Annotated in this window: 25 protein-coding genes; 9 read left to right on the forward strand and 16 right to left on the reverse strand. The window is 63.5% G+C overall.

What is annotated here, in order from left to right; genetic code table 11:
• Positions 1–56 precede the first annotated feature (56 nt).
• Both NKH01_RS15630 and NKH01_RS15635 read right to left on the reverse strand, forming a co-directional pair.
• Positions 57–962 (reverse strand): sugar phosphate isomerase/epimerase family protein, encoded by a 906-nt coding sequence (locus NKH01_RS15630; RefSeq protein WP_353020981.1) that lies wholly within the window; start codon positions 960–962, stop codon positions 57–59.
• Entirely contained in the window at positions 962–1,996 is a 1,035-nt protein-coding gene (locus NKH01_RS15635; RefSeq protein WP_353020984.1) for a Gfo/Idh/MocA family protein, read from the reverse strand. The genes NKH01_RS15630 and NKH01_RS15635 overlap by 1 nt, the downstream gene beginning before the upstream one ends.
• A gap of 195 nt (positions 1,997–2,191) precedes the next feature.
• Here NKH01_RS15635 and NKH01_RS15640 point away from each other — a divergent pair, with 195 nt between their 5' ends.
• Positions 2,192–3,217: a LacI family DNA-binding transcriptional regulator gene (locus tag NKH01_RS15640; RefSeq protein ID WP_353020987.1), complete on the forward strand. Its 1,026-nt coding sequence runs from the start codon at positions 2,192–2,194 to the stop codon at positions 3,215–3,217.
• Positions 3,218–3,248: 31 nt separating this feature from the next.
• Here NKH01_RS15640 and NKH01_RS15645 read toward each other — a convergent pair whose 3' ends face one another.
• The 6 genes from NKH01_RS15645 to NKH01_RS15670 are packed head-to-tail and all read right to left on the reverse strand — an operon-like array spanning position 3,249 to position 9,714.
• Positions 3,249–4,145, reverse strand: coding sequence for a ribokinase (locus NKH01_RS15645; protein WP_352844509.1), 897 nt, complete (start codon positions 4,143–4,145; stop codon positions 3,249–3,251).
• 30 nt (positions 4,146–4,175) lie between these two features.
• Positions 4,176–5,051 carry a MurR/RpiR family transcriptional regulator gene (locus tag NKH01_RS15650; protein ID WP_353020990.1) on the reverse strand — a complete coding sequence of 292 codons (876 nt, stop codon included), beginning with the start codon at positions 5,049–5,051 and terminating at the stop codon, positions 4,176–4,178.
• Positions 5,048–6,025 (reverse strand): ABC transporter permease, encoded by a 978-nt coding sequence (locus NKH01_RS15655; RefSeq protein ID WP_353020992.1) that lies wholly within the window; start codon positions 6,023–6,025, stop codon positions 5,048–5,050. The genes NKH01_RS15650 and NKH01_RS15655 overlap by 4 nt, the downstream gene beginning before the upstream one ends.
• Before the next feature lie 16 nt (positions 6,026–6,041).
• A complete protein-coding gene (locus NKH01_RS15660) occupies positions 6,042–7,568 on the reverse strand; it encodes a sugar ABC transporter ATP-binding protein (protein WP_353020995.1) in 1,527 nt (508 codons plus the stop codon).
• A 56-nt stretch (positions 7,569–7,624) separates the two neighbouring features.
• Entirely contained in the window at positions 7,625–8,683 is a 1,059-nt protein-coding gene (locus NKH01_RS15665; protein WP_352482899.1) for a sugar ABC transporter substrate-binding protein, read from the reverse strand.
• Between the two features lie 41 nt (positions 8,684–8,724).
• A complete protein-coding gene (locus NKH01_RS15670; protein WP_353020998.1) occupies positions 8,725–9,714 on the reverse strand; it encodes a TIM barrel protein in 990 nt (329 codons plus the stop codon).
• A 246-nt stretch (positions 9,715–9,960) separates the two neighbouring features.
• Between NKH01_RS15670 and NKH01_RS15675 the strand changes: the two genes are divergently transcribed.
• Positions 9,961–11,439, forward strand: coding sequence for an esterase-like activity of phytase family protein (locus NKH01_RS15675; RefSeq protein ID WP_353021001.1), 1,479 nt, complete (start codon positions 9,961–9,963; stop codon positions 11,437–11,439).
• Positions 11,440–11,586: 147 nt separating this feature from the next.
• On the opposite strand, the gene NKH01_RS15680 is transcribed toward NKH01_RS15675, so the two are convergent.
• Positions 11,587–12,375 (reverse strand): L,D-transpeptidase, encoded by a 789-nt coding sequence (locus NKH01_RS15680; protein ID WP_352481524.1) that lies wholly within the window; start codon positions 12,373–12,375, stop codon positions 11,587–11,589.
• 199 nt (positions 12,376–12,574) lie between these two features.
• On the opposite strand from NKH01_RS15680, the gene NKH01_RS15685 reads away from it, so the two are divergent.
• Complete coding sequence (locus NKH01_RS15685; protein WP_352639763.1) at positions 12,575–14,047, forward strand: MATE family efflux transporter; 1,473 nt, start codon at positions 12,575–12,577, stop codon at positions 14,045–14,047.
• Positions 14,048–14,056: 9 nt separating this feature from the next.
• Here the strand turns inward: NKH01_RS15685 and NKH01_RS15690 are convergent, their stop codons facing one another.
• Complete coding sequence (locus NKH01_RS15690) at positions 14,057–15,244, reverse strand: MFS transporter (protein ID WP_353021004.1); 1,188 nt, start codon at positions 15,242–15,244, stop codon at positions 14,057–14,059.
• Positions 15,245–15,420: 176 nt separating this feature from the next.
• Between NKH01_RS15690 and NKH01_RS15695 the strand changes: the two genes are divergently transcribed.
• Positions 15,421–15,996, forward strand: coding sequence for a TMEM175 family protein (locus NKH01_RS15695; protein ID WP_353021007.1), 576 nt, complete (start codon positions 15,421–15,423; stop codon positions 15,994–15,996).
• A gap of 123 nt (positions 15,997–16,119) precedes the next feature.
• On the opposite strand, the gene NKH01_RS15700 is transcribed toward NKH01_RS15695, so the two are convergent.
• Positions 16,120–16,401, reverse strand: coding sequence for a hypothetical protein (locus NKH01_RS15700; RefSeq protein ID WP_023721174.1), 282 nt, complete (start codon positions 16,399–16,401; stop codon positions 16,120–16,122).
• Positions 16,402–16,530: 129 nt separating this feature from the next.
• Between NKH01_RS15700 and NKH01_RS15705 the strand changes: the two genes are divergently transcribed.
• Entirely contained in the window at positions 16,531–17,394 is an 864-nt protein-coding gene (locus NKH01_RS15705) for an SDR family NAD(P)-dependent oxidoreductase (RefSeq protein ID WP_023721175.1), read from the forward strand.
• Positions 17,395–17,434: 40 nt separating this feature from the next.
• Here NKH01_RS15705 and NKH01_RS15710 read toward each other — a convergent pair whose 3' ends face one another.
• From NKH01_RS15710 to NKH01_RS15720, 3 genes are all read right to left on the reverse strand, one after another.
• Complete coding sequence (locus NKH01_RS15710; protein ID WP_353021205.1) at positions 17,435–17,866, reverse strand: low affinity iron permease family protein; 432 nt, start codon at positions 17,864–17,866, stop codon at positions 17,435–17,437.
• Positions 17,867–17,953: 87 nt separating this feature from the next.
• A complete protein-coding gene (locus tag NKH01_RS15715) occupies positions 17,954–18,595 on the reverse strand; it encodes a DapH/DapD/GlmU-related protein (RefSeq protein WP_352481528.1) in 642 nt (213 codons plus the stop codon).
• A 96-nt stretch (positions 18,596–18,691) separates the two neighbouring features.
• On the reverse strand, positions 18,692–19,180 hold the full coding sequence (locus NKH01_RS15720; RefSeq protein ID WP_023721178.1) for a CreA family protein: 489 nt from the start codon (positions 19,178–19,180) through the stop codon (positions 18,692–18,694).
• 207 nt (positions 19,181–19,387) lie between these two features.
• On the opposite strand from NKH01_RS15720, the gene NKH01_RS15725 reads away from it, so the two are divergent.
• Complete coding sequence (locus NKH01_RS15725; RefSeq protein ID WP_353021010.1) at positions 19,388–19,966, forward strand: SCO family protein; 579 nt, start codon at positions 19,388–19,390, stop codon at positions 19,964–19,966.
• Positions 19,967–19,977: 11 nt separating this feature from the next.
• Complete coding sequence (locus NKH01_RS15730; RefSeq protein WP_353021013.1) at positions 19,978–20,850, forward strand: 50S ribosomal protein L11 methyltransferase; 873 nt, start codon at positions 19,978–19,980, stop codon at positions 20,848–20,850.
• A 31-nt stretch (positions 20,851–20,881) separates the two neighbouring features.
• Here NKH01_RS15730 and NKH01_RS15735 read toward each other — a convergent pair whose 3' ends face one another.
• Positions 20,882–21,226: a hypothetical protein gene (locus tag NKH01_RS15735; protein WP_348633244.1), complete on the reverse strand. Its 345-nt coding sequence runs from the start codon at positions 21,224–21,226 to the stop codon at positions 20,882–20,884.
• 36 nt (positions 21,227–21,262) lie between these two features.
• Between NKH01_RS15735 and NKH01_RS15740 the strand changes: the two genes are divergently transcribed.
• Positions 21,263–23,107: an aminopeptidase P family protein gene (locus tag NKH01_RS15740; protein ID WP_353021016.1), complete on the forward strand. Its 1,845-nt coding sequence runs from the start codon at positions 21,263–21,265 to the stop codon at positions 23,105–23,107.
• Here the strand turns inward: NKH01_RS15740 and NKH01_RS15745 are convergent.
• Positions 23,097–23,987 (reverse strand): LysR family transcriptional regulator, encoded by an 891-nt coding sequence (locus tag NKH01_RS15745; RefSeq protein ID WP_353021019.1) that lies wholly within the window; start codon positions 23,985–23,987, stop codon positions 23,097–23,099. The genes NKH01_RS15740 and NKH01_RS15745 overlap by 11 nt on opposite strands.
• A 113-nt stretch (positions 23,988–24,100) precedes the next feature.
• On the opposite strand from NKH01_RS15745, the gene NKH01_RS15750 reads away from it, so the two are divergent.
• Entirely contained in the window at positions 24,101–24,391 is a 291-nt protein-coding gene (locus tag NKH01_RS15750) for a hypothetical protein (RefSeq protein ID WP_156948172.1), read from the forward strand.
• The last annotated feature ends 78 nt before the right edge of the window (positions 24,392–24,469 follow it).

The following is a 24,469-nucleotide window of genomic DNA, read 5'->3' on the forward strand; positions in this document are numbered from 1 at the left end:
TCGCTTCGGCAATGCGCCGCAATGCTCACTAGCCGGCTCCTCCCGCCGGCCGATCCTCAAGCTGGGCTCGGCAGATAGGTCGTGCCTCCTCTGCATTGCTTGAGATAGTCAAGTGCTCGGACTTGTCCGGTGATCTCGAGGTCGCCGCGATAGACCGGGTCGTGCCAGCCTTCGATGTCGATGGCGCCCTTGTAGCCGGCGAGCCGCAATTCGCTGATCACCCGCGTCCAGTCGCTGTCGCCAAAGCCTGGCGTGCGCATCTGCACGAATGGCAGGCGGCCGAACACGCCATGCTCGCGGATCACGTCCCAGCGCACCGTCGCGTCCTTGCCATGGACATGGAAGATGCGCGACGCCCATTTGCGGATCTGCGGCATCGGGTCGATCAGATAGACGAGCTGATGACAGGGCTCCCACTCCAGGCCGAGATTGTCGTCCGGCAACTCGTTGAACATCAACTCCCAGGCGTCCGGATTGTGGGCGATGTTCCAGTCGCCGCTGGCCCAGTTGCCGTCCATGGCGCAGTTCTCGAACGCGATGCGCACGCCCTTGTCGGCGGCACGCCTGGCCAAGGGTCCCCAGACCTCGCGGAAACGCGGCAGGCTGTCGGGCAGCGGCTTGCCGCGAATGCGGCCGGTAAAGCCGCTGACCATATTGGCGCCGAACAGATGCGCGTTGTCGATGATCGTTTCCCACGCCTGGACGACACCGCGATCGATCTCGCCGCTCTCCAGCGGATTGCCGAACACGCCGATCGACGAGACAACGACATCGGCATCGCCGATCGCCTCGCGGATCTCGCCCGCCAGCCGCGGAATGTCCTTGCCGCCCAGCGTCTGCCAGAAGAACGGCTGGATGCTCTCGAAGCCGAGCGGCAGGATCTGCCTGACATAGGCGGCCGGGTCGTCGAGATTGGCCCGCACCATTGTGCCGATCCTGATGTCGAGCAACGGGTTTGGCATCATGATCCTTCCTGTGCAGCGATGGCGACCCGGCGCCCGGTCTCGGCGCTCTCGATCGCAGCGAAAACCATGGCCAGGCTCTTGATGTTGTCGGCGCCGCGCGTCTCCGGCTCGGTGCCGGTTTCGACGGCGCGGACGAAATCCTGGATGATGCCGAGATGGCCGCCGACGCGATCGGCCGGGTCGAGCGGCGGCACGGCTATCGGTTCGGTGCGGTGGAACAGGCCTTCACGGACCGGCTGCACGATTTCCGCCTTCAGCCCGTCCTCGCCGTCCCAGACAATGCTGCCGCGCTCTGCGACGATCCGCCATGTACTGTCCCAGCTGGTGCGGAAGCCGGCCGCGCACCAGCTGCCGGCATAGGTGAACAGCTTGCCGCCGCCGAGGTCGAAGCTTGCGGTTGCCGACGACCCTTGCCGATACCAGGAATTGGCCGGCTCCCACTCCTGGCAATAGACACCGGCCGGCTCGCCGGCCACCATGTAGCGGGCGGCATCGAATGTGTGGATCGCCATGTCGAGCAGCAGCACATGACGCATCTCCTCGCGAAAGCCGCCGAAATGCGGCGCGACGAAGAACTCCGCGTGGATGCTGGTTGGCGCACCAATGGTGCCGGAATCGAGAAAGCGCCGAATGCGCCTGACATTGGCGACATAGCGGCGGTTCTGGACGACGGCATGGATACGCCCGGCGCTGCGGGCGGCCTCGACGATGGCACGCGCATTGTCCGGGCTGTCGGCGAGTGGCTTTTCGGTCAGCAGGTGGCAATTATGGGCAAAGGCGGAAAGCGCGACCTCGCGGCGGGCGGCGGGAACCACCACGTCGAATACCGCGTCGGGCCTGGTCTGGTCGAGCACGGCGTCGAGGTCGGTTCCGATGAGAGCGCCGGAAAGCTCGTATTCGCGCGCCCTCGCCCGCGCCCTTTCGGCGTCGATATCAACCAGGCCTACAATGGCGAGCCCGTCGATCTGCCTGGCCGCATCGAGCCAGGCCTTGCTCATCGCTCCGCAGCCGACCAGGACGACATTGATCATCCAGTGTTCCTCCCTCTCGGCCCCTCCAGACCGATCCTCACGGCATTCACGGCAGGGCCGTGAATGTTTTTCCGTAAACGTTTACGAGAACACACCCGATGGCGTAGAATGTCAATTGGCCGGTTGCGAAAAATCGTGGTGTCGGCTTGGCCCGGAGAGCAGCCGGTGCTAGCCAAGCAAGGGGAGAACTGTCCTTTGGCGTCCAGCATTCACGACCTTGCGCGTCACCTGAACATTTCGATCGGCACGGTGTCGCGCGCGCTCAACGGCCGCGCCGACGTCAATGCCGACACACGCCAGCGCGTGCTCGATGCGGCCAAGAAACTGAACTATTCACCGAACCAGTCCGGCCGCAGCCTGCGGCGCGGCGCCACCCATTCGATCGCCTTCATGCTGCAGCCGCATCCGGGCGACCAGGAGTATGGCGAGCCGTTCTTCATTCCATTCCTGACCGGGCTGCAGGCCAAGCTCGCCGAAAGCGGGCTCGACCTGATCGTGGTGATGGGCGCGCCGGGCGACTATCAGCAGGAGCGCCTGCGCCGTGTCGTCGAGACTCGCCGGGCCGATGCCGTGGTGCTGGCCTGGACGCGGCGCGAAGACGAGCGCATCGACTATTTGACCCAGGCCGGTTTCCCGTTCGCGACGCTCGGCCGCAGCCGTTCCGGCGGCGATGCCTACCCCTCGCTCGACCTCGACTTCGAAAAAGCCGGAGCTGACGCCGTCGATCGTCTCGTCGCGCGCGGCCACCGGCGCATCGCCGCCATCCGCCCGTCGCTCGACCTCAATTTCGGCTATCTGTTCCTCGCCGGCTATCGCAAGGCGTTGCGGCGGCACGGCATCGAATTCGACCCCGAGTTGATCGCCGACGGCTTCATCAACGAGGCCGGCGGCTACGCGGTGACACCGAAGGTCATGCGCTCCAAGGACCCGCCGAGCGCCATCATCTTCAACAACGACGCGATGGCGCTTGGCGGCTGCAAGGCTCTGGCCGAGGCGGGAATCAAGCCCGGCCACGACATCGCGGTGATCGTCATCGTCGACACGCCGCTCTGTCGCTATTTTTCGCCGGCGCTGACCGGCTTCCGCCCGGCGCTGGAGCCGATGGGCGAGCGGCTGGCCGAAATGCTGCTGGCATCGATCCCGGCCTTCGCCGGCCCCGAAGGCGCCCGCATCATCCGCGAAGTCTGGCCGCTGGAGCTGATCGCGCGCGACAGCGATTGAGCGCGGCGGTCACCGAGCAGGTTCAGATTGATCAAGGCCCGCCGCGCTCGCGCTCCGGCGTTGCAACCAGCAAGGCCGCTGCGGCATTGGCGGCGGCAAGTGCCGCCTCGACAGGCTGCCCACGCGCAAGCCCCGCCGCGAAGGCGCCAACGAATTCGTCGCCGGCACCGTGGGTGCTGATGACCTTCACCGGCATCGCAGGCAAGGCGAACGCCTGGCCGTCGCGGTCGCGATAGGCGACCCCCTCCCCGCCGGCGGTGACGATGGCAGCCGGGTAGGAGCCGACGAGCATACCGGCCGCCTTCGCAGCACCCTCGAGTGTGTCGACGACCGGAACACCGGCCAGGAATTCCGCCTCGATGGCGTTGACGATGACGATGTCGGTGAGCGCGATCAGCTCGGCGGACAGTTTCCGGGCGGGTGCGGCGTTGAGGAGGACGCGGCCGCCATGCGCCTTCACCGCCCGCGCCGCGGCGATATTGGCGGCTTCTGGCACCTCGTTTTGCAGCAGCAGCACCGCCGTTTGCGCGATCAGCTCGGCCGCCTCCGCAATGTCCTTTTCGCCGAGAGTGAGATTGCTGCCCGAGACGATCACCGCGCCATAGTCGCCGCTGTCGTCGAAAATCGCTACGCTCATGCCCGAGCCGGCGCCGGAAGCCTCCCGCACGGAGCGCCGGTCAACGCCCCAGCGATCGAGATTGTCGAGAAGCGCGCGGCCGAAATCGTCATCGCCGACAGCTCCGATCATTGCCGCACGCACGCCGGCCCGCGCTGCCGATACCGCCTGGTTGCCGCCCTTGCCACCGCATTTTGGATGCCAGGCATGACCGGTCACCGTTTCGCCCTTGCGTGGGCGATCGGGGGCTTCGACCATGATGTCGTAATGCAGGCTGCCGAATACGGTGACCAGCGGCGGGGAAGCCGTCATGTGCCCCTGACTTTCACGAGCCGCTGCCTTTCATGAGTTCTTGTCTTTCCGTTTCGACGTCACCGCGGACATGGTGCGGCCGAGATTGCGCTCCGCCGCCTGGTAGTCGCGTTGCGCCACCGCGACGAACAGCGCGTCGAGGATGTTGAGCTGGGCAATGCGCGCCGCGGCGTTCTCACCCATCAACGGCGAGCCTTGCGCGGTCGAGCAGAGCACGATGTCGGCGACGACTGCCAATGGTGAGTTGTCGTAATTGGTGATAGCCAGCGTGCGCGCGCCGCTTTTGCGCGCAAGTTGGATGGCGTCGATGACGGCGCTCGTGTTGCCGGAATGCGAGAAGCCGACAGCAATGTCGTCGGCGCCGAGCAGCGAGGCCGACATCAGCATCATGTGCGAATCGTCGTAAACGGAGGTGCGGATGCCGATGCGCAGGAATTTGTGCGAGACATCGCGTGCGATCTGCGCCGAACCGCCGACGCCGTAGAAATCGCGGTTCCTGGCGCGGTAAAGCAGATCGGCGGCGCGGTCGAAATCGTCCATGTCGAGGATGGCGAGCGTCTCCTCCAGCGCCTGGATGGAGGTGCGGAACACCTTCTGCACGATTTCGGCCGAGCTGTCGTCCACCGACAGCTCCTGATGCATCTCGGCGGTCGGCAGGCGGCTGTATTCATAGACCGCCGTGCGGAAATCGCGATAGCCGGAAAAACCCAGCTTCTTCGCGATTTTGACCACCATCGCCTCTGAGACGCCGGCCTCCTCTGCGATCTGCTTGAGCGGGATAGTCTCGTCGAAGCCGCGCCTGCCGAAGACGGTTTCCACCACCTTCGCCTCGAGCGGCGTCAGATGCGGCATCATCATGCGGATGCGCGGCCCTACTGCTTTCAGATCCAGCCCGGTCAATGTCATCCACGTCCCCTCGTCACGCGATCGATAAGCATCGCGGCGAGGATTATAAGGCCAGTTGCCAGGAGCTGATAGAAGGACTGCACGTTCATCAGCGTCAGGCCATTGCGCATGCTGCCAAGGATGACGGCACCCAGGATTGTGCCGACGACGCTGCCCTTGCCGCCCATCAGCGAGGCACCGCCGATCGCCGCCGCTGCTATGGCGTCGAGCTCCCAGAGATTGCCGAGAATGGGTTCGGCCGCACCCAACCGGCCGATCAGGATCTGTGCGGCAAGCGCCGCCAGCAGGCCCGAGATCACATACGCGGCGATCTTGGTGCGGGCGATCGGCACGCCGGCTATATAGGCCGCTTCCTCATTGCCGCCGACGGCGAGCAGATATTCGCCGAACGGCGTCTTCTTGAGGATGATCCAGGCAATCAGCGCGACCACGGCCACGATGATGACCGCCAACGGCAATCCGAACAGCGAGCCGTTGAAGATGGTGCGGAAGCCGGCAGGCAGGCCGAGCACCGGATTGCCGCCGGTATAGATCAGCGCCAGCGCCCGGTAGGTGCTGAGGGTTCCCAGCGTGACGATGAAGGGCTGCAGCCCGACATAGGCGACCAGCACGCCATTGAGCAGGCCGCAGGCGAGGCCGATGGCGAAGCCGGCGGCGATGGCCAGCGGAAACGGCACGCCGGCAACCAGCATCGAGGCCGAGATGACGGCCGAAAGAGCTGCCGTCGGCCCGACGGACAGATCGATGCCGCCCGAGATGATGACCAGCGTCATGCCCAACGCCAGGCAGGCATTGATGCTCGACTGCTGCAGGATGTTGATCAGGTTACGCTCGGCAAAGAAGCCGGGGACCAGCGCCCCGAAGACAGCGAGGATCACCACCAGGCCGATCAGCGTGCCAGCGTCGCGCACCGAAAACCGGTGCAGGAAATCTGCGCTTGGGCGCGCTGCTGTGTGTTCGGCTATATCGGTCATCCGATGGTCCTGTCCGTTATGCACCGGCCCGACGGCCTTGCGCCTTGCCGGCCTCAATCTCCGTTTGGGGTATGGCGTGCGTGGCGATCGCCTGTTCGCTGAGACTTGCGCGGCCCAGTTCGGCGGCGACCGTGCCGTCGCGCATGACCAGCACCCGGTCGGCGAGCCGGATCACCTCGGGCAACTCGGACGAAACGACGATTACCGAATGGCCTTCGGCGGCGAGCTCCTCGATCAAGTGATAGATCTCCGCCTTGGCGCCGACATCGATGCCGCGCGTCGGCTCGTCGAACAGAAGGATCCGCGTTCCCGCCGCCAGCCAGCGGCCGATGATCGCCTTCTGCTGGTTGCCGCCGCTGAATAGGCGGATCGGCCGGTCGAGCAGGAACGGTCTGAGATTGACGCGTTTCATCTTCTCGGCTGCCACGCGCTTCAGCCGGCGGTGGTCGATGACGCCGCGCGGCGCGAACACGCCCATCGACGCCAGCGCGATGTTGCTGGAGATCGACCGCAACGGCACGATGCCTTCGCGCTTGCGCTCCTCCGGCACCAGGCCGATGCCGGCGGCGATGCCGTCGCGCGGACTGGAAAGTTTTGTCGCCTTGCCGTCGATCTCCATTGTGCCTGATGAGACCCGGTCGGCGCCGGCCAGCAGCCGCAGCAGCTCGGTGCGGCCCGAGCCGACCAGCCCGGCAATGCCCAGCACCTCGCCGCGATGCAGGTCGAACGAAACGTCATGGACCTTGGTCGCCGAGGCCAGGCCACGCACGCTCAGCCTGATCTCGCTGGAAGCATGCGAGCGGTGCTGTTCCTGCGCAAGTTCGCGGCCGACCATCATCGAAACGACGGCCTTTTCCGACACCTGCGCGAGATCAACGGTTTCGACCACGACACCGTCGCGCATGATGGTGGCGCGCTGGCAGATGCCGAACACCTCATCCAGCTTGTGCGAGACATAGACGACCGTGACACCGTCGCGCGCCAGGCCCGCAATCACTTCGGCCAGCCGTTCGAACTCGCTCGGCGTGAGGCTCGATGTCGGCTCGTCCATCGCCACGATCCTGGCGCGGTCGAGCAGCGCCCGGGCAATCTCGACGATTTGCCGCTGCGCCACCTTCAGCGAGCCAAGCGGGGCTGCCGGATCGATGGTCGGGTCGATGGCGGCCAGGGCTTCCGCAGCGCGGCGCTCCTGCTCGCGCCGTGCGACGAAGACGCCGCCGCGCGTCAGCGGATGGCCCAGGAACATGTTCTGGGCAACGCTGAGACGTGGCACCTGCTGTAATTCCTGATGGATCATCGCGACGCCCGCGGCCCGCGCCTGGACCGGGTTGTTCAGCGTCACCGGCCTGCCGTCGATGAAAACGCTTCCCGCTGTCGGCCGGTAGACGCCCGACAGGATGCGCAGCAGCGTCGACTTGCCGGCGCCGTTCTCGCCAAGCAGGCCATGGATTTCGCCGGCGCCGACCGAAAAGGACACGTCGCTCAGCGCCCGCACGGCCGGAAACAGCTTGGAAATGCCCTCGAATTGCAGCCGCGCTGACATTGCTTCGGTTCTCCAAGCAAGGGTGCCGACCCAAGGCCGGCACCCGCCGCCCTGCTCTATTGGCCTGCTGCCGCGTCCTCGAGCAGCGCTTTGCGCACGGCGTCGCCGCCGCCCGAGTAACGGTCGGCATTGTCCTTGGTGATCAGCGCCTGCGGGGTGGCAACAACACGCGGCAGCTTCTGCCCAGCCACCAGTCGCAGCGCCGATTCCAGCGCCACCTCGCCGGTCAGCACCGGGAAGCTGTCGACGGTACCGGTCAGCTCGCCGGCCCGGATCGAGGCATAAGCGTCGGAAATCCCGTCGGTGCCGAAGACGGCCACCTTGTCCTGCAGACCGGCCGCCTTGACCGCTTCGACGATGCCCAGCGCCATGCCGTCATTATTGGCATAGAAGCCGATCAGGTCGGGGTGCTGCTGCAGGATATTGGTGGCCGCGTCGTAGGAGGTCTGGCGATCCCAGTTGCCCGGCACGCTGGCGACGACCTCGAACTTGCCGCCTTCAGTGATCGTGCTCTTGAAGCCGTCGGTGCGCTGGACGGCGGCGTAGACGCCGGCCTGGCCTTCGACGATGGCAACCTTGCCGCCATCCGGCCGGTTCTTGATGAACCATTTGGCGACACGCACACCATTGTCGCGCTGGACATTGCCGACATAGTACTCGGCCTGCGGGATGACCGCGTCATTGACGTTGACCACCGGCACGTTGGCGGCCCTGGCCTGTTCCATGATCGGCTGCAAATTGGAGTCGGTCTGCGGTGAAACGAGCAGCACGTTGTAGCCTTGCGTGACCAGGCCTTCGGCGATGGTGAGCTGGCCGAGCTGGTCGCCCTCGCTCTGCGCCGCCTGGTAGACGACGGGCACGCCGATGCGGTCGCCGAACGACTTGTAGCCCTCACCCAGCGAGCGCCAGTATTCGTTGGTCAGCGTCTTGGAGACCGCACCCGCCTTGGTGCCCTCGGGCAGCTTGGGGAAAGCCCCGAACTTGGCCTCGAGCTGCGACCAGTCGATGCGATCCTTCTCGGTGTCGGAATTGAGCGGCGCGAGATCCGCGGAAAACACCGAGCCGATGGACAGCGTCATCAGGGCAGCGGTAGCGGTGACGAGCAGAAATTTCATGGTCTTTCCTCCCTTGTTGAAAAACGGTGATGGCGCCGGCCTCAGCTGTCCGGCCCGAGCATGGCTTCCTGGATGATGGCCTGCGACCCGACCGCGTCCTGACGATCGACGGCGGCTGACAGGCGGTTGTCCTTTTCCAGCCGCTCGACGACGCGCAGCATGCGCTTGACGGTGGCGATGTTGACTTCGCATTCGTGGACGGGATCGAGCCCGGTCATGTCGGGGAACGTGTCGAAGTAGATGGCCCCGGCATAGCCGTCGCGGCGGATCTGCCTGAGCAGCTCGATCGTCTGCAGCGTGTGCACGGCACCGACCATCAGGCCGTCGTCGCGCTTGGCGTAGCCGTCGTTGAGGTGCACGCCGAGCAGCTTGCTGTGCCGTGCTATGAGGGCGGCAGCGAAAGCCGGCTGCTCGTCGGCATAGAGCACGTGAGCGAAATCGAGCGTCACGCCGAGATTGGGCAGGCCGATCTCGCGGATCGCCAGCAATGTCGTCGCCGCATCGGGCATCAGGCTGTAGGAGCGCGGCTCGTTGGGTTTGTATTCAAGGCTAATCTGGCAGCCCGGATCATGCGCCGCTACTTCACGAATGCCATCGATTTCGTGTTGCCAGAGTGTTGCGTAGTCAGCCTGGAAGGCGTAGTCGAAGCCATCCTGCCCGAGCCACAATGTCATCAGGCTGGCGCCGGCCTCGCGCGCGGCGTCGATGCCGGCCTTGGTCAGGTCGATGGCCTCGCGGCGAACGGAAGGATCCGGATTGGTGAAGGCGCCGAGCTTGAAGGCCGGATTAGAGTAGTAGCGCATGGCGAAGCCATTGATGGAAAGCCCGAGATCGCTGAGTTTGCGCGCCATTTCCGCAGGTTTTTCATCGACATGATCGGGGAAGTTGAGGTCGAGATCGGTCAATTCCGCAACCTTCGCCGCACGCGCCGCCATTTGCAGCATGGACGGTTTACCAACAAGATCAGGCCACTCGGCCTGTGGCCGCGAGGCAAAGGAATTGAGGCGGGTGGCGAAACGACAGACTGTCATCGGTGACCTTTCATTGTCATAACTTCACATAAGAATGGTTATTTGTAAAGTTGTTAATTGCTCTTTCGATAGCAACGATTCGCCATGCACAGGCCAGTTGCGACCACACGAGGCCAGGCAAGCGCAGCACTGTCACGCAAGTATCATGTTCGCGTCCTAGATCGCTTCTCCGAAGGCTTTCGCGGCATTCTCGATGCGACGCGGCGCTTTTCAGATCCCGGCAGCTTTGTCTCAAAGAGGATATCCATGAAAAACCTGCACCGAACCGCGCCCCTCGCTGTCGCGCTCGCGATGTTCACCGCCTTGAGTCCGGCCTTGGCAGAAAACGCCGCGACCGTCGGCGGCGCCAACTTCGTCAACAAGGGCCTGGTCGGCGTCGGCCGCATCCCGGCCAGCCAGAAAGACAGGTTCGGCGAGACATTTGGCTCCGGCTCGGGCATGGCGATTGACGCTGCCGGCTGGACGCATGGCGCCGATGGCTACAAGGGCTCGCTATGGCTGCTGCCGGACCGCGGCTACAATGTCGTCGGCACCACCGATTACCGTCCGCGCATCAACACGATTGCCATCGAATTCGCCCCGATCGCACCGGGTGCGGCACCAGCCGCCGGCCAGGAACAGTCGGGCCTCAAGGCAACCCTTGCCGACACCATGCTTTTGACCGACGACAAGGGCGCCGACGCAACCGGCCTCGATCCGCTCAACGGCGTGCGCGCCGCGACCGACGACATGCCGATCCTGCCCGAAGCCAACGGCAAGCTCGCGCTCGATAACGAGGCGATCGTGCGGCTGCCCGACGGCACCATGTTCATCTCGGACGAATATGGTCCGAACATCTACCACTTCTCCGCCGATGGGCGTCTGATGTCGGCAACGCAGTCGCCGGCGGCGCTTGTCCCGATGCGTCATGGAACGCCGAACTTCGCGTCCAGCAATCCGGGACCGGGCGCGGCAGACCCAGATCCGACGGATCCCGAAACCGGCCGTCAGAACAACCAGGGCCTCGAAGGCATGGCACTGACGCCGGACGGGAAGTTCCTGATCGCTGTGCTGCAATCGGCCCCCAGACAGGATGGCGGCGATTCCGCTTCGACGCGCCAGAACACGCGCGCGCTGGTCTACGATGCCTCGGATCCGGCCCAACTCAAGCTTGCGCATGAATATGTTGTGCCGCTGCCGGTGTTCACCGATGCCAAGGGCAAGACCAAGATTGCCGCGCAGAGCGAAATCGTGGCTCTGTCGGACAAGACCTTCCTGATGCTGGCTCGCGACAGCGGCAACGGCCAGGGGGTGAAGGGCGACACCTCGCTCTATCGCGAGATCAGCGTCGTCGATGTGTCGGCGGCAACCGACATCGCCGGCACCGAGTTCGACAAGGACAAGCCGGTTGCGCCCAAAGGTGAGCTCGATCCCTCGGTGACGCCGGCCAAGCTGACGCCGTTCATCGACATCAACGACAAGACCGAGCTCGGCCGCTTCGGGCTGCACAATGGCGCGCCCAATGACCGCAACAACCTTTCGGAGAAGTGGGAGGCGATGTCGGTGGTGAGCGTCCTCGATCCAACACGGCCCGACGACTATTTCCTGTTCGTCGCCAACGACAATGACTTTCTCACCCAGGACGGCTTCCAGGTCGGCGCGGCCTACAAGGCCGAAGATGGCGCCGATGTCGACACGATGTTCCTGGTCTATCAGGTCACGCTTCCAGGCCTCGCCGGGAAGTAGCGACACCCCCAGGCAGGCGGACGCGCCGAACGCGTCCGCCTGCCTGGCACGATCGAACGGTCGGGCCCTTCAGTTGCGGCTCGCCGGCACAAGGATTGTGTTCTAGTGGGTTTGCAAAACCTAAGACTGATGATCCGTCGAAGGCACTTACCTCAACATCTCCGCGTCCTTTGGCACGCCCGCATCGATCGGCTCGGCCGTCCTGTCCGACACGGCGGCGATCTTCCCGGCGGCCGACAGGTTCGGGCGCACGAAGACCGGCGCGACGCCGTCGACGCGGCTGTAGAGGTCGATAATGTCCTGATTCATGAAGCGCACACAGCCGGAGGAAGCGTTCTTCCCGATGGAATCCCACTCCGGCGTGCCGTGCAGCCGGTACATCGTGTCCTTGCCGTCGCGGAAGAGATATAGCGCGCGTGCGCCCAGCGGGCTGTGCGGGCCGGGCGGCATGCCGTCCTTGTATTTCGCCAGTTCCGGCCGGCGCTGGATCATCTCCGGCGGCGGCGTCCAGACCGGCCACTTCTTCCTCGCCTGAACCACGGCGCTGCCGGTCCATCCGAAACCGGCCTTGCCGAGGCTGACGCCATAGCGAATTGCCTTGCCGCCGTCGCGCACCAGATAGAGGAAGTGCTCGGAGGTATCGACGACGATCGTGCCGGGTTTTTCTCCGGTCGGATCGGACACGATTTGGCGCACGAATTTCGGATCGACCTTGGCTACCGGGATTGCCGGCAGTTGATAGCCCTCGTCGACGCGCGCCGCATACATACTTGCGGCATCGCCGAAAGCCGGATCGCTTGGCGCCGCGGTCACTGGCGGCGCCGCTACGTCCGTCGTGGTGCACGCCGAAAGAGCCACGGAGGCCGCGCCCAAAGCGGATGCACCAAGAAACGCACGCCGGTTCAGGCGCTCAAAAAACAGCGGAATATCGGACATGAACCCCCGGCTTGCCCATGAGATCCAGGAAAGATGCGGCCCCACGCGTGCAGGATCAATATACGATTCCGGAAGCTTTGAGAACATGATTGGATCAAGGCACGCCAGGCGGAATTCGCAACGCTGCGTCGACCTGTCTCGTTAAATCGGCAATCATTGCGGACCGGACTCAAGATAAGGCTTCGCCGAGTTGCCTGCCATGGACGACAAGATGCCCGCACGCCGGCGGACCAGCGACCTCACCAGTGGACCTATCCCGCGTACATTGCTGCTGTTCGCCCTGCCGGTGCTCGGCTCCAATGTTCTGCAGTCGCTCAACGGCTCAATCAATGCCGTCTGGGTCGGTCGTTTCCTCGGCGAAGCGGCGCTGACCGCCACGTCCAATGCCAACCTCGTGCTGTTTCTCATCCTCGGCACCGTCTTCGGCATCGGCATGGCGGCGACCATCCTGGTCGCGCAATCGGTCGGCGCCCGCGATCTGCCCGAAGCCCGCCGCATCGTCGGCACCAGCGCCACCTTCTTCTTCCTTGTCTCGGTGGTGTTCGCGGTCTGCGGCTGGATCTGGGTCGATACAATCCTCAATGCGCTCGGCACGCCGGCCGATGCGTTGCCGCTGGCGCGCTCCTATCTGCGTATCATTTTTCTCGCCGTACCGATGATGAACCTGCTGTCCTTCGTCATGACGGTGCTGCGCGGCGCCGGCGATTCGCGCACGCCTTTCCTATTCATGGCGCTGGCCGTCGTGCTCGACGTCATTTTGAACCCGTTGCTTATTCTCGGCATCGGCCCGTTCCCCGAACTCGGCATCGCCGGCTCGGCCACCTCGACGCTGATCGGCCAGACGGTAAGCGTGCTTGCCATCCTGATCGTGCTTTATGCGCGCAAGCACCCGCTGCGGCTGGCCGGCGCCAATCTTGCTCTGCTGCGGCCGGACCCGGCGCTGCTGCGCATTGTCGTCTTCAAGGGCGTGCCGATGGGCCTGCAGATGATCGTCGTCTCGTCCGCGGCGCTGACTGTGATGGGCATGGTCAATGCCTACGGCTCGCAGGTCGCGGCTGCCTACGGCATAGCCGCCCAGCTCTGGACCTATATCCAGATGCCGGCGCTCGCCATCGGCGCCGCGGTCTCGTCCATGGCGGCGCAAAATGTCGGCGCCGGGCGCTGGGACCGGATCGGCCGCATCGCCGCGTCCGGCGTCGGCTTCAACCTTGTGCTTACCGGCGTGCTTGTCGCGCTGCTGTTCGTATTCGATCGCGCGGTGCTCAGCCTCTTCCTCAGCAGCGACAGTGCAGCGATCGACATCGCCACTCACATCAACAAGGTCGCATCCTGGTCCTTCATCCTGTTCGGCATCACCATCGTGCTCTTCGCCACTGTGCGTGCCACGGGCGCGGTGATGCCGCCGCTGATCATCCTGGTGATCTCGGTACTTCTGGTGCGCACCAGCTTCGCCTATTTCTTTCGAAGTGCGATCGGTGAGGAAGCGTTGTGGTGGAGCTTTCCGGCCGGCTCGATAACCTCGCTCGTGCTGGCCACGGCCTATTATCGCTTCGGCCGTTGGCGCAGCGTGCACATGATCGAGAGCCGGCCGGCTGCCGGCGAACCGCCGGATACCGGCCTCGGCGTGCCGCGCCAGCGCGCGCATCTTTCGCCCGAGACGCCGAACGGCTGAAAGGCCGGCTCAGCGCGCGTATTTCGCGCCAAACCCGAGCGCCACCAGGGAAAAGACGACAATCATGCCGGCAAAGGCCAGGCTCGCCACGGTCGCGCTTGCCACGGTCGACAGGATGCCGATGCCGATGACCGGCAGCGCGTTGCCGCAAAAACAGCAGATGAAGAAGGCCGAGACCACTTCGGCACGCCGGTCCCCCGGCGCGATCTCGTTCACCACCTGCAAACCACCGCGATAGCCGAGCGCTGACGCCACCCCGCACAAGGCAGTTGCGGCGACCATGATGGCCATCGAGGCGAAGACCTGCGCCGCAACGATCAGTGCGACGCTGGGGATCATCAGCGCAAGTGCCGCAAACATCGCGGCCCGGCTCGAAAGACGCGTCGTCGCCACAATGGTGCCGGCCGCCACGATCGACAATTCAAAGAACAGAGCGCCGGCTACCGCATGGTTGGCTACCTGCAGTTGCTGCGCCAGGATGCTCGGCGCGAGTGCCGCATAAAAGCCGACGAGCGCCATCGCGCCAAAGCCGGTCACCGCCGGCGCAACGAAACCCGCGCGGATGTCATCAGGCACGGAAAGCCGCGGCCGCATCGAGACGTCAGCCAGTTTCCGCGGCCGCGAAACGGTTTCCTGGGTACGCCAGATCAGCAGAGTTACAGTCGCGAGCATCGCCAGATAGACGACGAACGTCAGCCTGAGCGGCCAAGGCGCATATTCGGCGAGCAACCCGGCCCCCAGCGCACCAAGGCCGAGGCCGAGAAAATTGGTGCTGGTCGCAATCGTCGCCGCCTGTGATTTGTCATTGGTCGACAGCAATTCGGCGAGCCAGGCGGTGCCAGTGCCGGCGCCGACGCCAATTCCCAATCCGCTCAGAATCCGGGCAATGTCGAGCCACGCGACATTTTCTGCGAACAGGAAAAATACCGCGCTGACCACGGCCACCGCCATCCCCGCCAATGCCATTGGACGGCGCCCGATTACATCGGACACACGCCCTAACATCAGAAGCGCTGCCAGATTGCCAATGACATAGACGGCGTAGACCAGCGTCAAAGTGATCTGTGAGAAGCCAAAGACCTGCTTGTAGATGATGTAAAGCGGCGTCAGCGCCGTGCTGCCGGCGAAAAGAGCCGCGATCATGGCAGCCACGGCGGCCGCTGCAGCACGGCCGCCGAGTTCGTGATCGCGCGTCATGACTTGAGCGTGAGCTGTCATTTTTTCGACCTTTTGCTGTTCGGGATCTGACACCAAACGCCTTTTTCGCGTCAGCCGTTCCCCCTTCCCGACTTGCTCCTGACAAGTTTGGCAGCTTTGCCGATGGCGCTGAGCGAGATCCTCTTTTAACCTCACAGGATTGTCAGGGGAGATTCATGGGCAAGGGACGGGTCGAGGCATTCACCGATGGCGTGGTCGCCATCATCATCACCATCATGGTGCTGGAATTGAAGGTGCCGCATGGCGAGGATTTTTCCGCGCTGGCACCGCTCTGGCCGATATTCCTCAGCTATGTGCTGTCCTTCATCAATGTCGGCATCTACTGGAACAATTTGCACAACATGTTCCATACCGTGCAGCGGGTCGATGGCCGCGTGCTGTGGGCGAACCTCAACCTGCTGTTCTGGTTATCGCTGTTGCCGGCGACGACAGCCTTCATGGGTGAGAACCATTTCGCGCCGGTGCCGGTCGCCGTCTATGGTGTCGACCTGGCGCTCTGCGCCATCGGCTTCAACATCCTCACCATGACCTTGCATCGACTGCACGGCAGCGAGACCCTTTTCGCCAGGGCGTTGGGCAATGACCGCAAGGGAAAGATCTCGCTGGTCCTCTATCTTTCCGCTATCGCGCTGACCTTCGTCAATCACTGGATCGGTGTCTCGATCTATGTCCTGGTGGCGATGGTCTGGTTCGTGCCGGACAGGCGCTTCGAGCGGCTAATCGAGAAATAGACAGACGATGATCCCGAACCGAAGGACCGCGTCAGCGAAAAATGGATGCCGGTTTTCGGAAAAGATCATGGTCAAACGAGAAGATAGAGCCCCGTCCCGAATTTCATCGGGATGGAACAGGTTCTAGCCTCGCATTTCCTTCAGCTTTTCCGCTACCGAGGCGGCAAGGTCGGCGTAGCGCTCCTCCAGCCGCTCGGCCGCCTTGATCACTGAAAAATCATGGCCGAACTTTTCCAGCGCCATACGCAGCTTTTCGACGAACTCCGCCTGTTTTTCGAGCGCCGAAAACAGCGTTTTCACTTGCGCTTCGCTGATGTCGGGATTGGCAAGCATTTGCGGCACTTCGCGGCTCATCTGGTCGCCGGTTGCGGTCTGTTCTTTCAGGATCTCGATCCAGTCGGTCAATCGTCAGTCTCCTTTTTCGATATCAGCATGCGCAGCGCCCGCCGACGCGGTCAACCCGAAGATACCGGCATCGGCTTGCGCGAGCCTCGTTCCGCGCTAAGTTCGCCGCGGCCAGAACAGGAGAAAATCATGACCACCAACGCCGAGATCCAGACCGCCCTGCCCGCACTTGCCTCCGGTAATGTCGCCGTCATCACCGGCGCGGCCAGCGGCATCGGCCTTGCCGCGGCCAAACGGCTAGCGGCGATGGGCATGAAGATCGTGCTGGCCGACATCGGCGGCGCACGCCTCGATGAGGCCCGACACGCCGTCGCCGCCATCGCCGGCGAGAGCGCCGTGCTTGCCGTTGCAACTGACGTCTCGAAAGCCGACGAGCTCGACCGACTGGCCGAACGGACATTCGGCGCCTTCGGCGACGTCTCGCTGCTGATGAACAATGCCGGCGTCGGCAACAACCCCGGCAAGCCCTGGGAGAACCGCGAGGCCTGGAAGCAGTTGCTGGACATCAATTTCTGGGGTGTCATCCATGGCGTCGAGGCCTTTGCGCCGCGCATGCTGGCGGCGGGAAAGCCGGGTCTGATCGTCAACACCGGCTCCAAGCAAGGCATCACCACGCCGCCCGGCAACCTCGCCTACAACGTCTCCAAGGCTGGCGTGAAGACCTATACCGAGGGCCTTGCACACGCGCTGCGCAACGAGCCCGGCGCCAATGTCGCGGCGCATTTGCTCATTCCCGGGTTTACCTTTACCGGCCTGACCGAAGGTGCGACCGAAAAGCCGGCCGGCGCCTGGACCGGCGAGCAGGTCATCGACTTCATGCTGGCCTCGGTGCTGCGTGGCGATTTCTACATCCTGTGTCCCGATAACGAGGCGACCCGGTCCATGGACGAAAAGCGCATGGCTTGGGCGATTGGCGACATCATCGAGAACCGCCCTGCCCTGTCGCGCTGGCACCCGGACTACAAGGAAGCCTTTGCAGCATTCATGAAATGATCCGGCGAACGTCGCGCAGGAACCCGGACAACAGGCTCCCTCACGCCGAAGCGTGCTTCTTCGCGTTGCGCTTCTTGGCCACGGCTTTGGCTGCGGCCATGTCGGCAACCTGTTCGTCGTGCCGCTTCGCCGCGCGTTCACATTTGGCCCGGATTTCCTCGACTTCGGATTCGGTCAGGTGCTCGATGCCGATAAAGGTATTCTTGGCTTTGCTGACGCGGATCAACTCGTCGAGCTTGGCCTGGATCGCAGCACTGTCGCGGTTCTGGGTGTTCTGGATGAGAAACACCATCAGGAAGGTGACGATCGTGGTGCCGGTATTGATGACGAGCTGCCACGTGTCGGAAAAGCCGAAGACCGGACCGCTTGCCGCCCAGACCACAATGATCAGGAAACAGACGGCAAACGTCGGCGGCAGACCGGCAAGATGGGCGATATGGTTGGCGATCCTGGTGAACAGCTTTTCGATCATGGCAGGGAGAAACAATCGGCAACTGCTTCGAGTTCCCTGCGAGGAGGAATTCACGGTCAAACAGCGCACGCGCCGCGCTCGCAACGATCAGGCGGCGTCGTTTTCCCAGCGGTCGAGGAAAGCCTCGATAGGCAAGGCCTGCATGTCGGGGACTGCCCTGGCCAGTTTCTCGACCGGCCAGTCCCACCAGGCAAGACGTTCGATCCGTGCCGCAGTTTCCGCGCTGAAGCGCTGGTACAATGGCCTGGCCGGAACGCCAGCGACGATTGCATAGGCCGGCACGTCGCGCGTCACCACCGCGTTGGCACCGACGATCGCGCCGTTGCCGATCACTATGCCAGGCATGATCACCGCGCCATGGCCGATCCAGACATCATGGCCGATGCTGACGGCTTTCGCCCGCCGTCGGTTGCGGAACGCCTGATCGACACCCAGCCAGCGGAAGTACTCGTTGGGCCGGTAGCTGATCTTGTGTTGCGTCAGCCGCTCGACCGGATGTTCCAGCGCATTGATGCGGCTGTTGGCGGCAATCGAGCAGAATTTGCCGATCGTCGTATAGATCGCTTCAGCGTGGCGCTCGAAGTAGGAGAAATCGCCGACCGTCACCTCGCGTAGGATGACCCGCTCGCCGATCGACGCATAGCGTCCAAGCTTGCACGCCTTCAGCTCCGCCGTCGGATGGATGCGCGGCTCGGGATCTTTCAGGACAAGGTGTTCGGGACGGTCCATGCGCGCGCTTTACGCCGGCACGCATAGTCTCGCAAGCCGAGTGCAGCGCCGCGCATCCGTTTGGATGCGCCAAGGACCCTGTAGCACCTTCAGTCTCTATTTCGGCTTGCCGCTGGTCCACACCACGTTCTGGCCGTAGAGCGGCACGGTGGTGACCGACATCTTTGCCGAGCCATCCTGCACCTGGCGCGAATGCGATAGGTAGATCAGCGTCTCGTTGGCCTTGTCGTAGATGCGGTTCACCACCTGCTTTTTCCAGATCAGGCTGATGCCTTGCTTGAACACCTCCTCGCCGGCCTCGCTCATGTCGATGTCGCCAATGGTGATCGGCCCGGTCTGGCGGCAGGAGATCGAAGAATCGGACGGGTCCTCGAACCAGTTGCCTTTCTGCAGGCGGTCGATCATGCCACGGTCGAAATAGGAGACGTGGCAGGTCACGCCCTCGACCTTCGGATCCTTGATCGCCTCGACGATGATGTCGTTGCCGAGCCAATCGACGCCGACCTTGCCGACTTCCTCGGCGACGGCCGCGCCGGCACCAATGACCAGGCATGCAGCCAACGCGCCGCCAATCAATTTTCGCAAAGAGGCCTCCTGCGGTTCGAATTTTGCCGACCTCAGGTGGGACGAACGGCGGCGCTTTGCAAGCAGATCGCCTTCCCACAGCATTGCCGGTTGCGGCAACGCGACATCTTTGCGTCGGTGCGACTGAACCGCTAAGAGTGATCGCCAAGCTGGGGCCTTCACGGCGCCAATATGGCGGCCGATGGAAATCACGACGGACTTTCACTGATGATGCGTTCAATTCTGGTCGGCATTCTGGTCCTGATGGCCGCAGGCATCGGCTGGCTCACCTTCGACTGGTACCGCGGACATTATGGCGGCGAGCCGTTCGGAGCGCCGTTCACGCTGGTCGACCAGAAGGGCGCGCCGGTCACCGAAGCCGCCTTTCGCGGCCACCCCAGCGTCGTCTTCTTCGGCTTCACGCATTGTCCGGAAGTCTGCCCGACCACGCTTTTCGAGTTGGCCGGCTGGCTGAAGACGACGGGCGACGACGGCAAGAACCTGCGAGCCTATTTCGTTACGGTCGACCCGGAGCGCGACACGCCCGAAATCATGAACACCTATGTCAGCAATTTCTCCGATCGCATCCTCGGCATCACCGGCGATCCCGACAAGGTCCACGCCATGGCCAAGTCCTTCGGTATCTACTGGAAGAAAGTCGACACGAACGACGGCGACTACACGATGGACCACACCGCTTCGGTGCTGCTGCTCAATGCCAAGGGCGATTTCGCCGGCACCATTGCCTATGGCGAAAGCCCGGACGCCGCCATCGCCAAGCTCAAACGGCTGGCGGCGGAAGGTTGACATATCCGGTAATGACGCAGACGCGTTTGTATTTCACCGCGGGCAAGATCGAGGCTGATCGCATCTTCGCGGCCCTCGGTGCGGCGTTCGACGATGAGGGCCTGCCGATTGCGGTGCTCGAGGTCGACGAGGACCGCGACATCCACGAAGTATCGCTCTATGCCGACGACGACGTCGATGCGGTCGAGGCGCGGCTTAGAGACATCCTTGCCGGACTGTCGCTGTCGAAATCGATAGAGCGCGAAGCGCTGCCCGACATCGACTGGGTGGCGCGCTCGCTGGAGGGGTTGAAGCCGGTGCGGGCCGGGCGCTTCTTCGTCCATGGCGCGCATGACCGCAGGAAGCGCCACAGCGGTGAGCTCGCCATCGAGATCGAGGCCGGCCTTGCCTTCGGCACCGGCCATCACGGCACCACCGCCGGCTGCCTCGAAATGCTGGAGCAGGTCATAGAGCGCGAGCATCCGCGCAACGCGCTCGACCTTGGCACCGGCAGCGCGGTGCTCGCCATCGCGGTGGCCAAGCTCGCGCATATTCCGGTGCTGGCGACCGACATCGACCCGGTCGCCGTCAAGGTGGCCGCCGCCAATGCGCGGCTGAACCATGTCAAGGCGCTCATTGAAACGGCGGCTGCACCCGGTTTTCATCATCCGATCTTTGCCGCGCGTGCGCCCTTCGACCTGATAATTGCCAATATATTGGCGCGGCCGCTGATGCGGCTGGCGCCTCAAATGGCCGGGCATATCGCGCGCGGTGGCTCGATCGTTTTGTCAGGCATTCTCGAGCGCCAGCGCGACGCGGTGATCGCGGCCTATGTCGGCCAGAAATTCCGGCACGTCCGCACCTTGCACCGCGAAGGCTGGGTGACGATCCACCTCAAGCGCTGAGGCGCAGCGCCTTCAACGCATCCGCTCGGACCTAGCGAGAGTTCGCCGCTTTCTTCAGCTCTTCGCGATCGTAGCCGTGAGCTTTCAGCGTTTCGTCATCAAAGCCAAGCAAAACGCCGCTCACATACCGGCTCGCTTCGCGCTGGCGAGCTTCGATCAGCGCGTTCACAGCGCTTCTGAAAAATCCGCGTCTGGCTGAAATCGTGGACATGATGGTCTCCTTTGCAGGCAATAAGACACGTTCCTCCACGTTAAGAAGGTAAGCCTTGCTGACGCTTTTTGAAATCGCCGATTCTGCATGGCCTCCATGCGCAAAAAGAGGCTGTCGCGACCAGGCATGATCGTTCCGAAAATCGATTCCGATTTTCGAGGTCATGCGCTACGGTCGCGCCAGCATTCGAGGAGAGCCCACATGTTCCAGACCTTCGATTCCGCCGGCGATCCGGCCGTTGGCAAGCCGCGCGTGGCAATGCTACGCCAATGGTTGGCGGCGAATGGGCTGGACGGCTTCATCGTGCCCCGCGCCGACGAGCACCAGGGCGAATATGTCGCCGACCGATCGGCACGGCTGAAATGGCTGACCGGCTTCAGCGGCTCGGCCGGCGTCGCCATTGTGCTTGGCAAGCGCGCCGCCATGTTTGTCGACGGGCGCTACACGCTGCAGGTGCGCCAGGAGGTCGATCTCGACATCTTTTCGATCGAGAGCCTTGTCGACAACCCGCCGGCCAACTGGATCAAGGACAATCTCGGCAAGGGCGTGCGGTTGGGCTTCGATCCATGGCTGCATACGATCAGCGACGTCAAGGCGCTGAGGGCCTCGGCCGTGAAGTCCGGCGCGATACTGGTGCCGCTCGAACAAAATCCGATCGACGCCATTTGGCAGGACCAGCCCGGGCCGCCACTGGCGCCGGTCGAGATCCACCCGATCGGCTTTGCCGGCGAACTGGCCAAGGACAAGTTGGTCCGGCTGGCGGCAGCCATCGAGAAGGAGGGCGCCACCCATGCCGTATTGACCGACCCCTCCTCCATCGCCTGGGCCTTCGACATCCGTGGTGGCGACGTGCCGCACACACCGCTGGCGCTCGGCTTTGCCGTGCTCGCCGCCGACGGATCGCATCTGCTTTTCATGGACCAGCGCAAGTTCTCACGCACCGTCGCAGCCTATCTGACGCAGCTCGCCGAATTGCACGAACCCGGTGAATTCGAAACAGCGATCGTCACCCTGGCGAAGGGCGGTGCAAAAATCGCGCTGGACCCGGCTCTGGCGGCGGAGAAGCTCAGCATGCTGGTCGAGGACAATGGCGGCACCGTCACTGCCGCACCGGATCCGGCCCGCATCCCACGCGCAACGAAGAACAAAGCCGAGATCGCCGGCGCCCGCGCCGCGCATCGCCGTGACGGCGCCGCGGTCGCGAAGCTGCTGTGCTGGCTCGACCGTCAGGAGCCCGGCACGCTCGACGAAATCACCGTTGTCACCAGGCTTGAAGAGACGCGCCGGCACACCGGCGACGAAACACAGATGCCGCTGCGCGACGTGTCGTTCGACACCATCTCCGGCGCCGGCCCCAACGGCGCCATCATGCACTATCGCGTCTCCCGCGCCACCAATCGCAAACTGGAGCATGGCGAGCTGTTCCTGCTCGACTCCGGCGGACAGTACCAGGACGGCACCACCGACATCACCCGCACAGTGCCGATCGGTACGCCGGCCGAGGAGATGCGCGAACGCTTCACGCTGGTGCTGAAAGGCATGATCGGCATCTCCATGCTGCGCTTTCCCCCAGGCACGCGCGGTTCCGAAATCGATGCAGTGGCGCGCCTGGCGCTATGGAGACACGGCTGCGATTTCGCCCATGGCACCGGGCACGGTGTCGGCTCCTATCTTGCCGTACATGAGGGCCCGCAGCGTATCGCCAAGACCGGCACCGAAAAGCTGCTGGCCGGCATGATCGTCTCCAATGAGCCCGGCTATTACAAGGAAGGTTCTTACGGCATCCGCATCGAAAATCTTGTCCTGGTCACTCCGGCTGAGATGGTCGAAGGCGGTGACATCGCCATGCATGGCTTCGAGACGCTGACGCTGGCGCCGATCGACAAGCGGCTGATCCGGTCGGATCTGTTGACGCGTGACGAGTTGCATTGGCTCGACGAATACCACGCGCGGGTGCTGGCCGAGATCGGACCGATGCTCGACGGCGAGACGCTGGCCTGGCTGGAAAAGGCAACCGCCCCGCTGCCGCACGACTTCAAGCAATAGCGGCGGCGGCAACGCCGGTTGACAGGCTTTGCTCCGCAAGCAGTTCTTGCAAAGCCGTGACGTTGGAAGAACCGGCTCCCTTGCGCCAGAACAACACCGTAACGGCGTTGTCTTCGTCAGCGGGCAGTTCGTGCAGCTTTAGCCAGCGGCTCTCCGGGAAACCCGAAAGCACGCTTTTCGGCATCAGCGCTATGCCCATGCCAGCCACCACGCAACCAAGGATGGCATGGTATGAACCAAGCTCGATGGTTTTCTCGGCCATGAACCCTCTGCGCGCGTACCATTGTTCCAGCCGCTTGCGGTGCGGGCAGCCGTGCTCGAAGGCTATCATGGTTTTGGGCATGTCCAGGCGGTCGTCGATCGAAACGCGCGATGCCGCCGAGACAATGACCAGTTGCTCCTGGGATGCTGACTGCTTTTCGAACGGAGCGTCGGCGATCGGCTCGGCGGCGAAGGCTGCATCGAGTTCGCCGGCAAGCATGGCGGTCGCGAGAACCTGCGGGTTGCCGGTGCGCAACTGGATTTCCACTTCGGGATAACGTGCGTGATAGTCGGCGAGCAGACTTGGAAGCCGTGCCGCGGCGGTGCTCTCCATGGCACCTAGGCGAAGCGTGCCGCGCGGGCGTGGATCGAGCATCGCCGTTCGCGCCTCCTCTGCAAGCGCCAGCAGCCGATCCGCATAGCCGATCAATTTGTGACCGGCGGGCGATACGTGCAGGCGCTTGCCCTCCCGGATAAACAGCTGCACGCCGAGATCCTCCTCGAGCTGCCGGATGCGTGTGGTCACGTTCGATTGCACTCGAAACAGTTTTTCCGCTGCCCTGGTGATTCCGCCCTCGCGCACCACCGTGCGGAAGATGCGCAGATCGGCCAAATCCATATATCTCTCCTGGAGAACATAACGATCTTAATTATTCATTTTAGCTGATTAGCCCTTTCCCGTAAATCGCCGGTGTAGCTGCCAATCAACACGGCAAACCAGGGGAGATGGAAATGTCGCCTGAGCCCTTCGGCATCCAGCCGATCGATCTAAGCGCATTGACGCCGAAGCAGCGCGAGGCGCTCTATAGCGGCGCCGTGCGTCGCGCCCACCAGGAGAGAGCGGAGGCGATCCGGCTGAGCCTGTCGCGGGTCGCGTCGATATTCAAGAAGCCTGCTGGCTGGGCAGGAGCTATTGTTTCGTTCGCTGGGCTTATGGGCGCTGCGGCGAAGCGTACAATCAGAAGTGGTGATTTTCGCAATGGCGGTGGGTCGGCTATCGACCGGACCGCAGCATCACCCTGAGTGCGAAGCCGACCTGGCTTGTGCTGCCCAACAACTGCGTGACCGACATCACACAGACGACGCCAATCTGCAGGGGAT

This window comes from Mesorhizobium sp. M1403 (genome assembly GCF_040317695.1).
In the GTDB taxonomy this organism is placed as follows: Bacteria; Pseudomonadota; Alphaproteobacteria; order Rhizobiales; family Rhizobiaceae; genus Mesorhizobium.

Excerpts from the sequence above, each read along its gene's own strand:
- NKH01_RS15630 (WP_353020981.1), bottom strand. The coding sequence starts at position 962 with ATGCCAAACCCGTTGCTCGACATCAGGATCGGCACAATGGTGCGGGCC.
- NKH01_RS15635 (WP_353020984.1), bottom strand. The coding sequence starts at position 1,996 with ATGATCAATGTCGTCCTGGTCGGCTGCGGAGCGATGAGCAAGGCCTGG.
- NKH01_RS15645 (WP_352844509.1), bottom strand. The coding sequence starts at position 4,145 with ATGACGGCTTCCCCGCCGCTGGTCACCGTATTCGGCAGCCTGCATTAC.
- NKH01_RS15650 (WP_353020990.1), bottom strand. The coding sequence starts at position 5,051 with ATGACATTGACCGGGCTGGATCTGAAAGCAGTAGGGCCGCGCATCCGC.
- NKH01_RS15655 (WP_353020992.1), bottom strand. The coding sequence starts at position 6,025 with ATGACCGATATAGCCGAACACACAGCAGCGCGCCCAAGCGCAGATTTC.
- NKH01_RS15660 (WP_353020995.1), bottom strand. The coding sequence starts at position 7,568 with ATGTCAGCGCGGCTGCAATTCGAGGGCATTTCCAAGCTGTTTCCGGCC.
- NKH01_RS15665 (WP_352482899.1), bottom strand. The coding sequence starts at position 8,683 with ATGAAATTTCTGCTCGTCACCGCTACCGCTGCCCTGATGACGCTGTCC.
- NKH01_RS15670 (WP_353020998.1), bottom strand. The coding sequence starts at position 9,714 with ATGACAGTCTGTCGTTTCGCCACCCGCCTCAATTCCTTTGCCTCGCGG.
- NKH01_RS15675 (WP_353021001.1), top strand. The coding sequence starts at position 9,961 with ATGAAAAACCTGCACCGAACCGCGCCCCTCGCTGTCGCGCTCGCGATG.
- NKH01_RS15680 (WP_352481524.1), bottom strand. The coding sequence starts at position 12,375 with ATGTCCGATATTCCGCTGTTTTTTGAGCGCCTGAACCGGCGTGCGTTT.
- NKH01_RS15685 (WP_352639763.1), top strand. The coding sequence starts at position 12,575 with ATGGACGACAAGATGCCCGCACGCCGGCGGACCAGCGACCTCACCAGT.
- NKH01_RS15690 (WP_353021004.1), bottom strand. The coding sequence starts at position 15,244 with ATGACGCGCGATCACGAACTCGGCGGCCGTGCTGCAGCGGCCGCCGTG.
- NKH01_RS15695 (WP_353021007.1), top strand. The coding sequence starts at position 15,421 with ATGGGCAAGGGACGGGTCGAGGCATTCACCGATGGCGTGGTCGCCATC.
- NKH01_RS15705 (WP_023721175.1), top strand. The coding sequence starts at position 16,531 with ATGACCACCAACGCCGAGATCCAGACCGCCCTGCCCGCACTTGCCTCC.
- NKH01_RS15710 (WP_353021205.1), bottom strand. The coding sequence starts at position 17,866 with ATGATCGAAAAGCTGTTCACCAGGATCGCCAACCATATCGCCCATCTT.
- NKH01_RS15715 (WP_352481528.1), bottom strand. The coding sequence starts at position 18,595 with ATGGACCGTCCCGAACACCTTGTCCTGAAAGATCCCGAGCCGCGCATC.
- NKH01_RS15725 (WP_353021010.1), top strand. The coding sequence starts at position 19,388 with ATGATGCGTTCAATTCTGGTCGGCATTCTGGTCCTGATGGCCGCAGGC.
- NKH01_RS15730 (WP_353021013.1), top strand. The coding sequence starts at position 19,978 with ATGACGCAGACGCGTTTGTATTTCACCGCGGGCAAGATCGAGGCTGAT.
- NKH01_RS15735 (WP_348633244.1), bottom strand. The coding sequence starts at position 21,226 with ATGACCTCGAAAATCGGAATCGATTTTCGGAACGATCATGCCTGGTCG.
- NKH01_RS15740 (WP_353021016.1), top strand. The coding sequence starts at position 21,263 with ATGTTCCAGACCTTCGATTCCGCCGGCGATCCGGCCGTTGGCAAGCCG.
- NKH01_RS15745 (WP_353021019.1), bottom strand. The coding sequence starts at position 23,987 with ATGGATTTGGCCGATCTGCGCATCTTCCGCACGGTGGTGCGCGAGGGC.
- NKH01_RS15750 (WP_156948172.1), top strand. The coding sequence starts at position 24,101 with ATGTCGCCTGAGCCCTTCGGCATCCAGCCGATCGATCTAAGCGCATTG.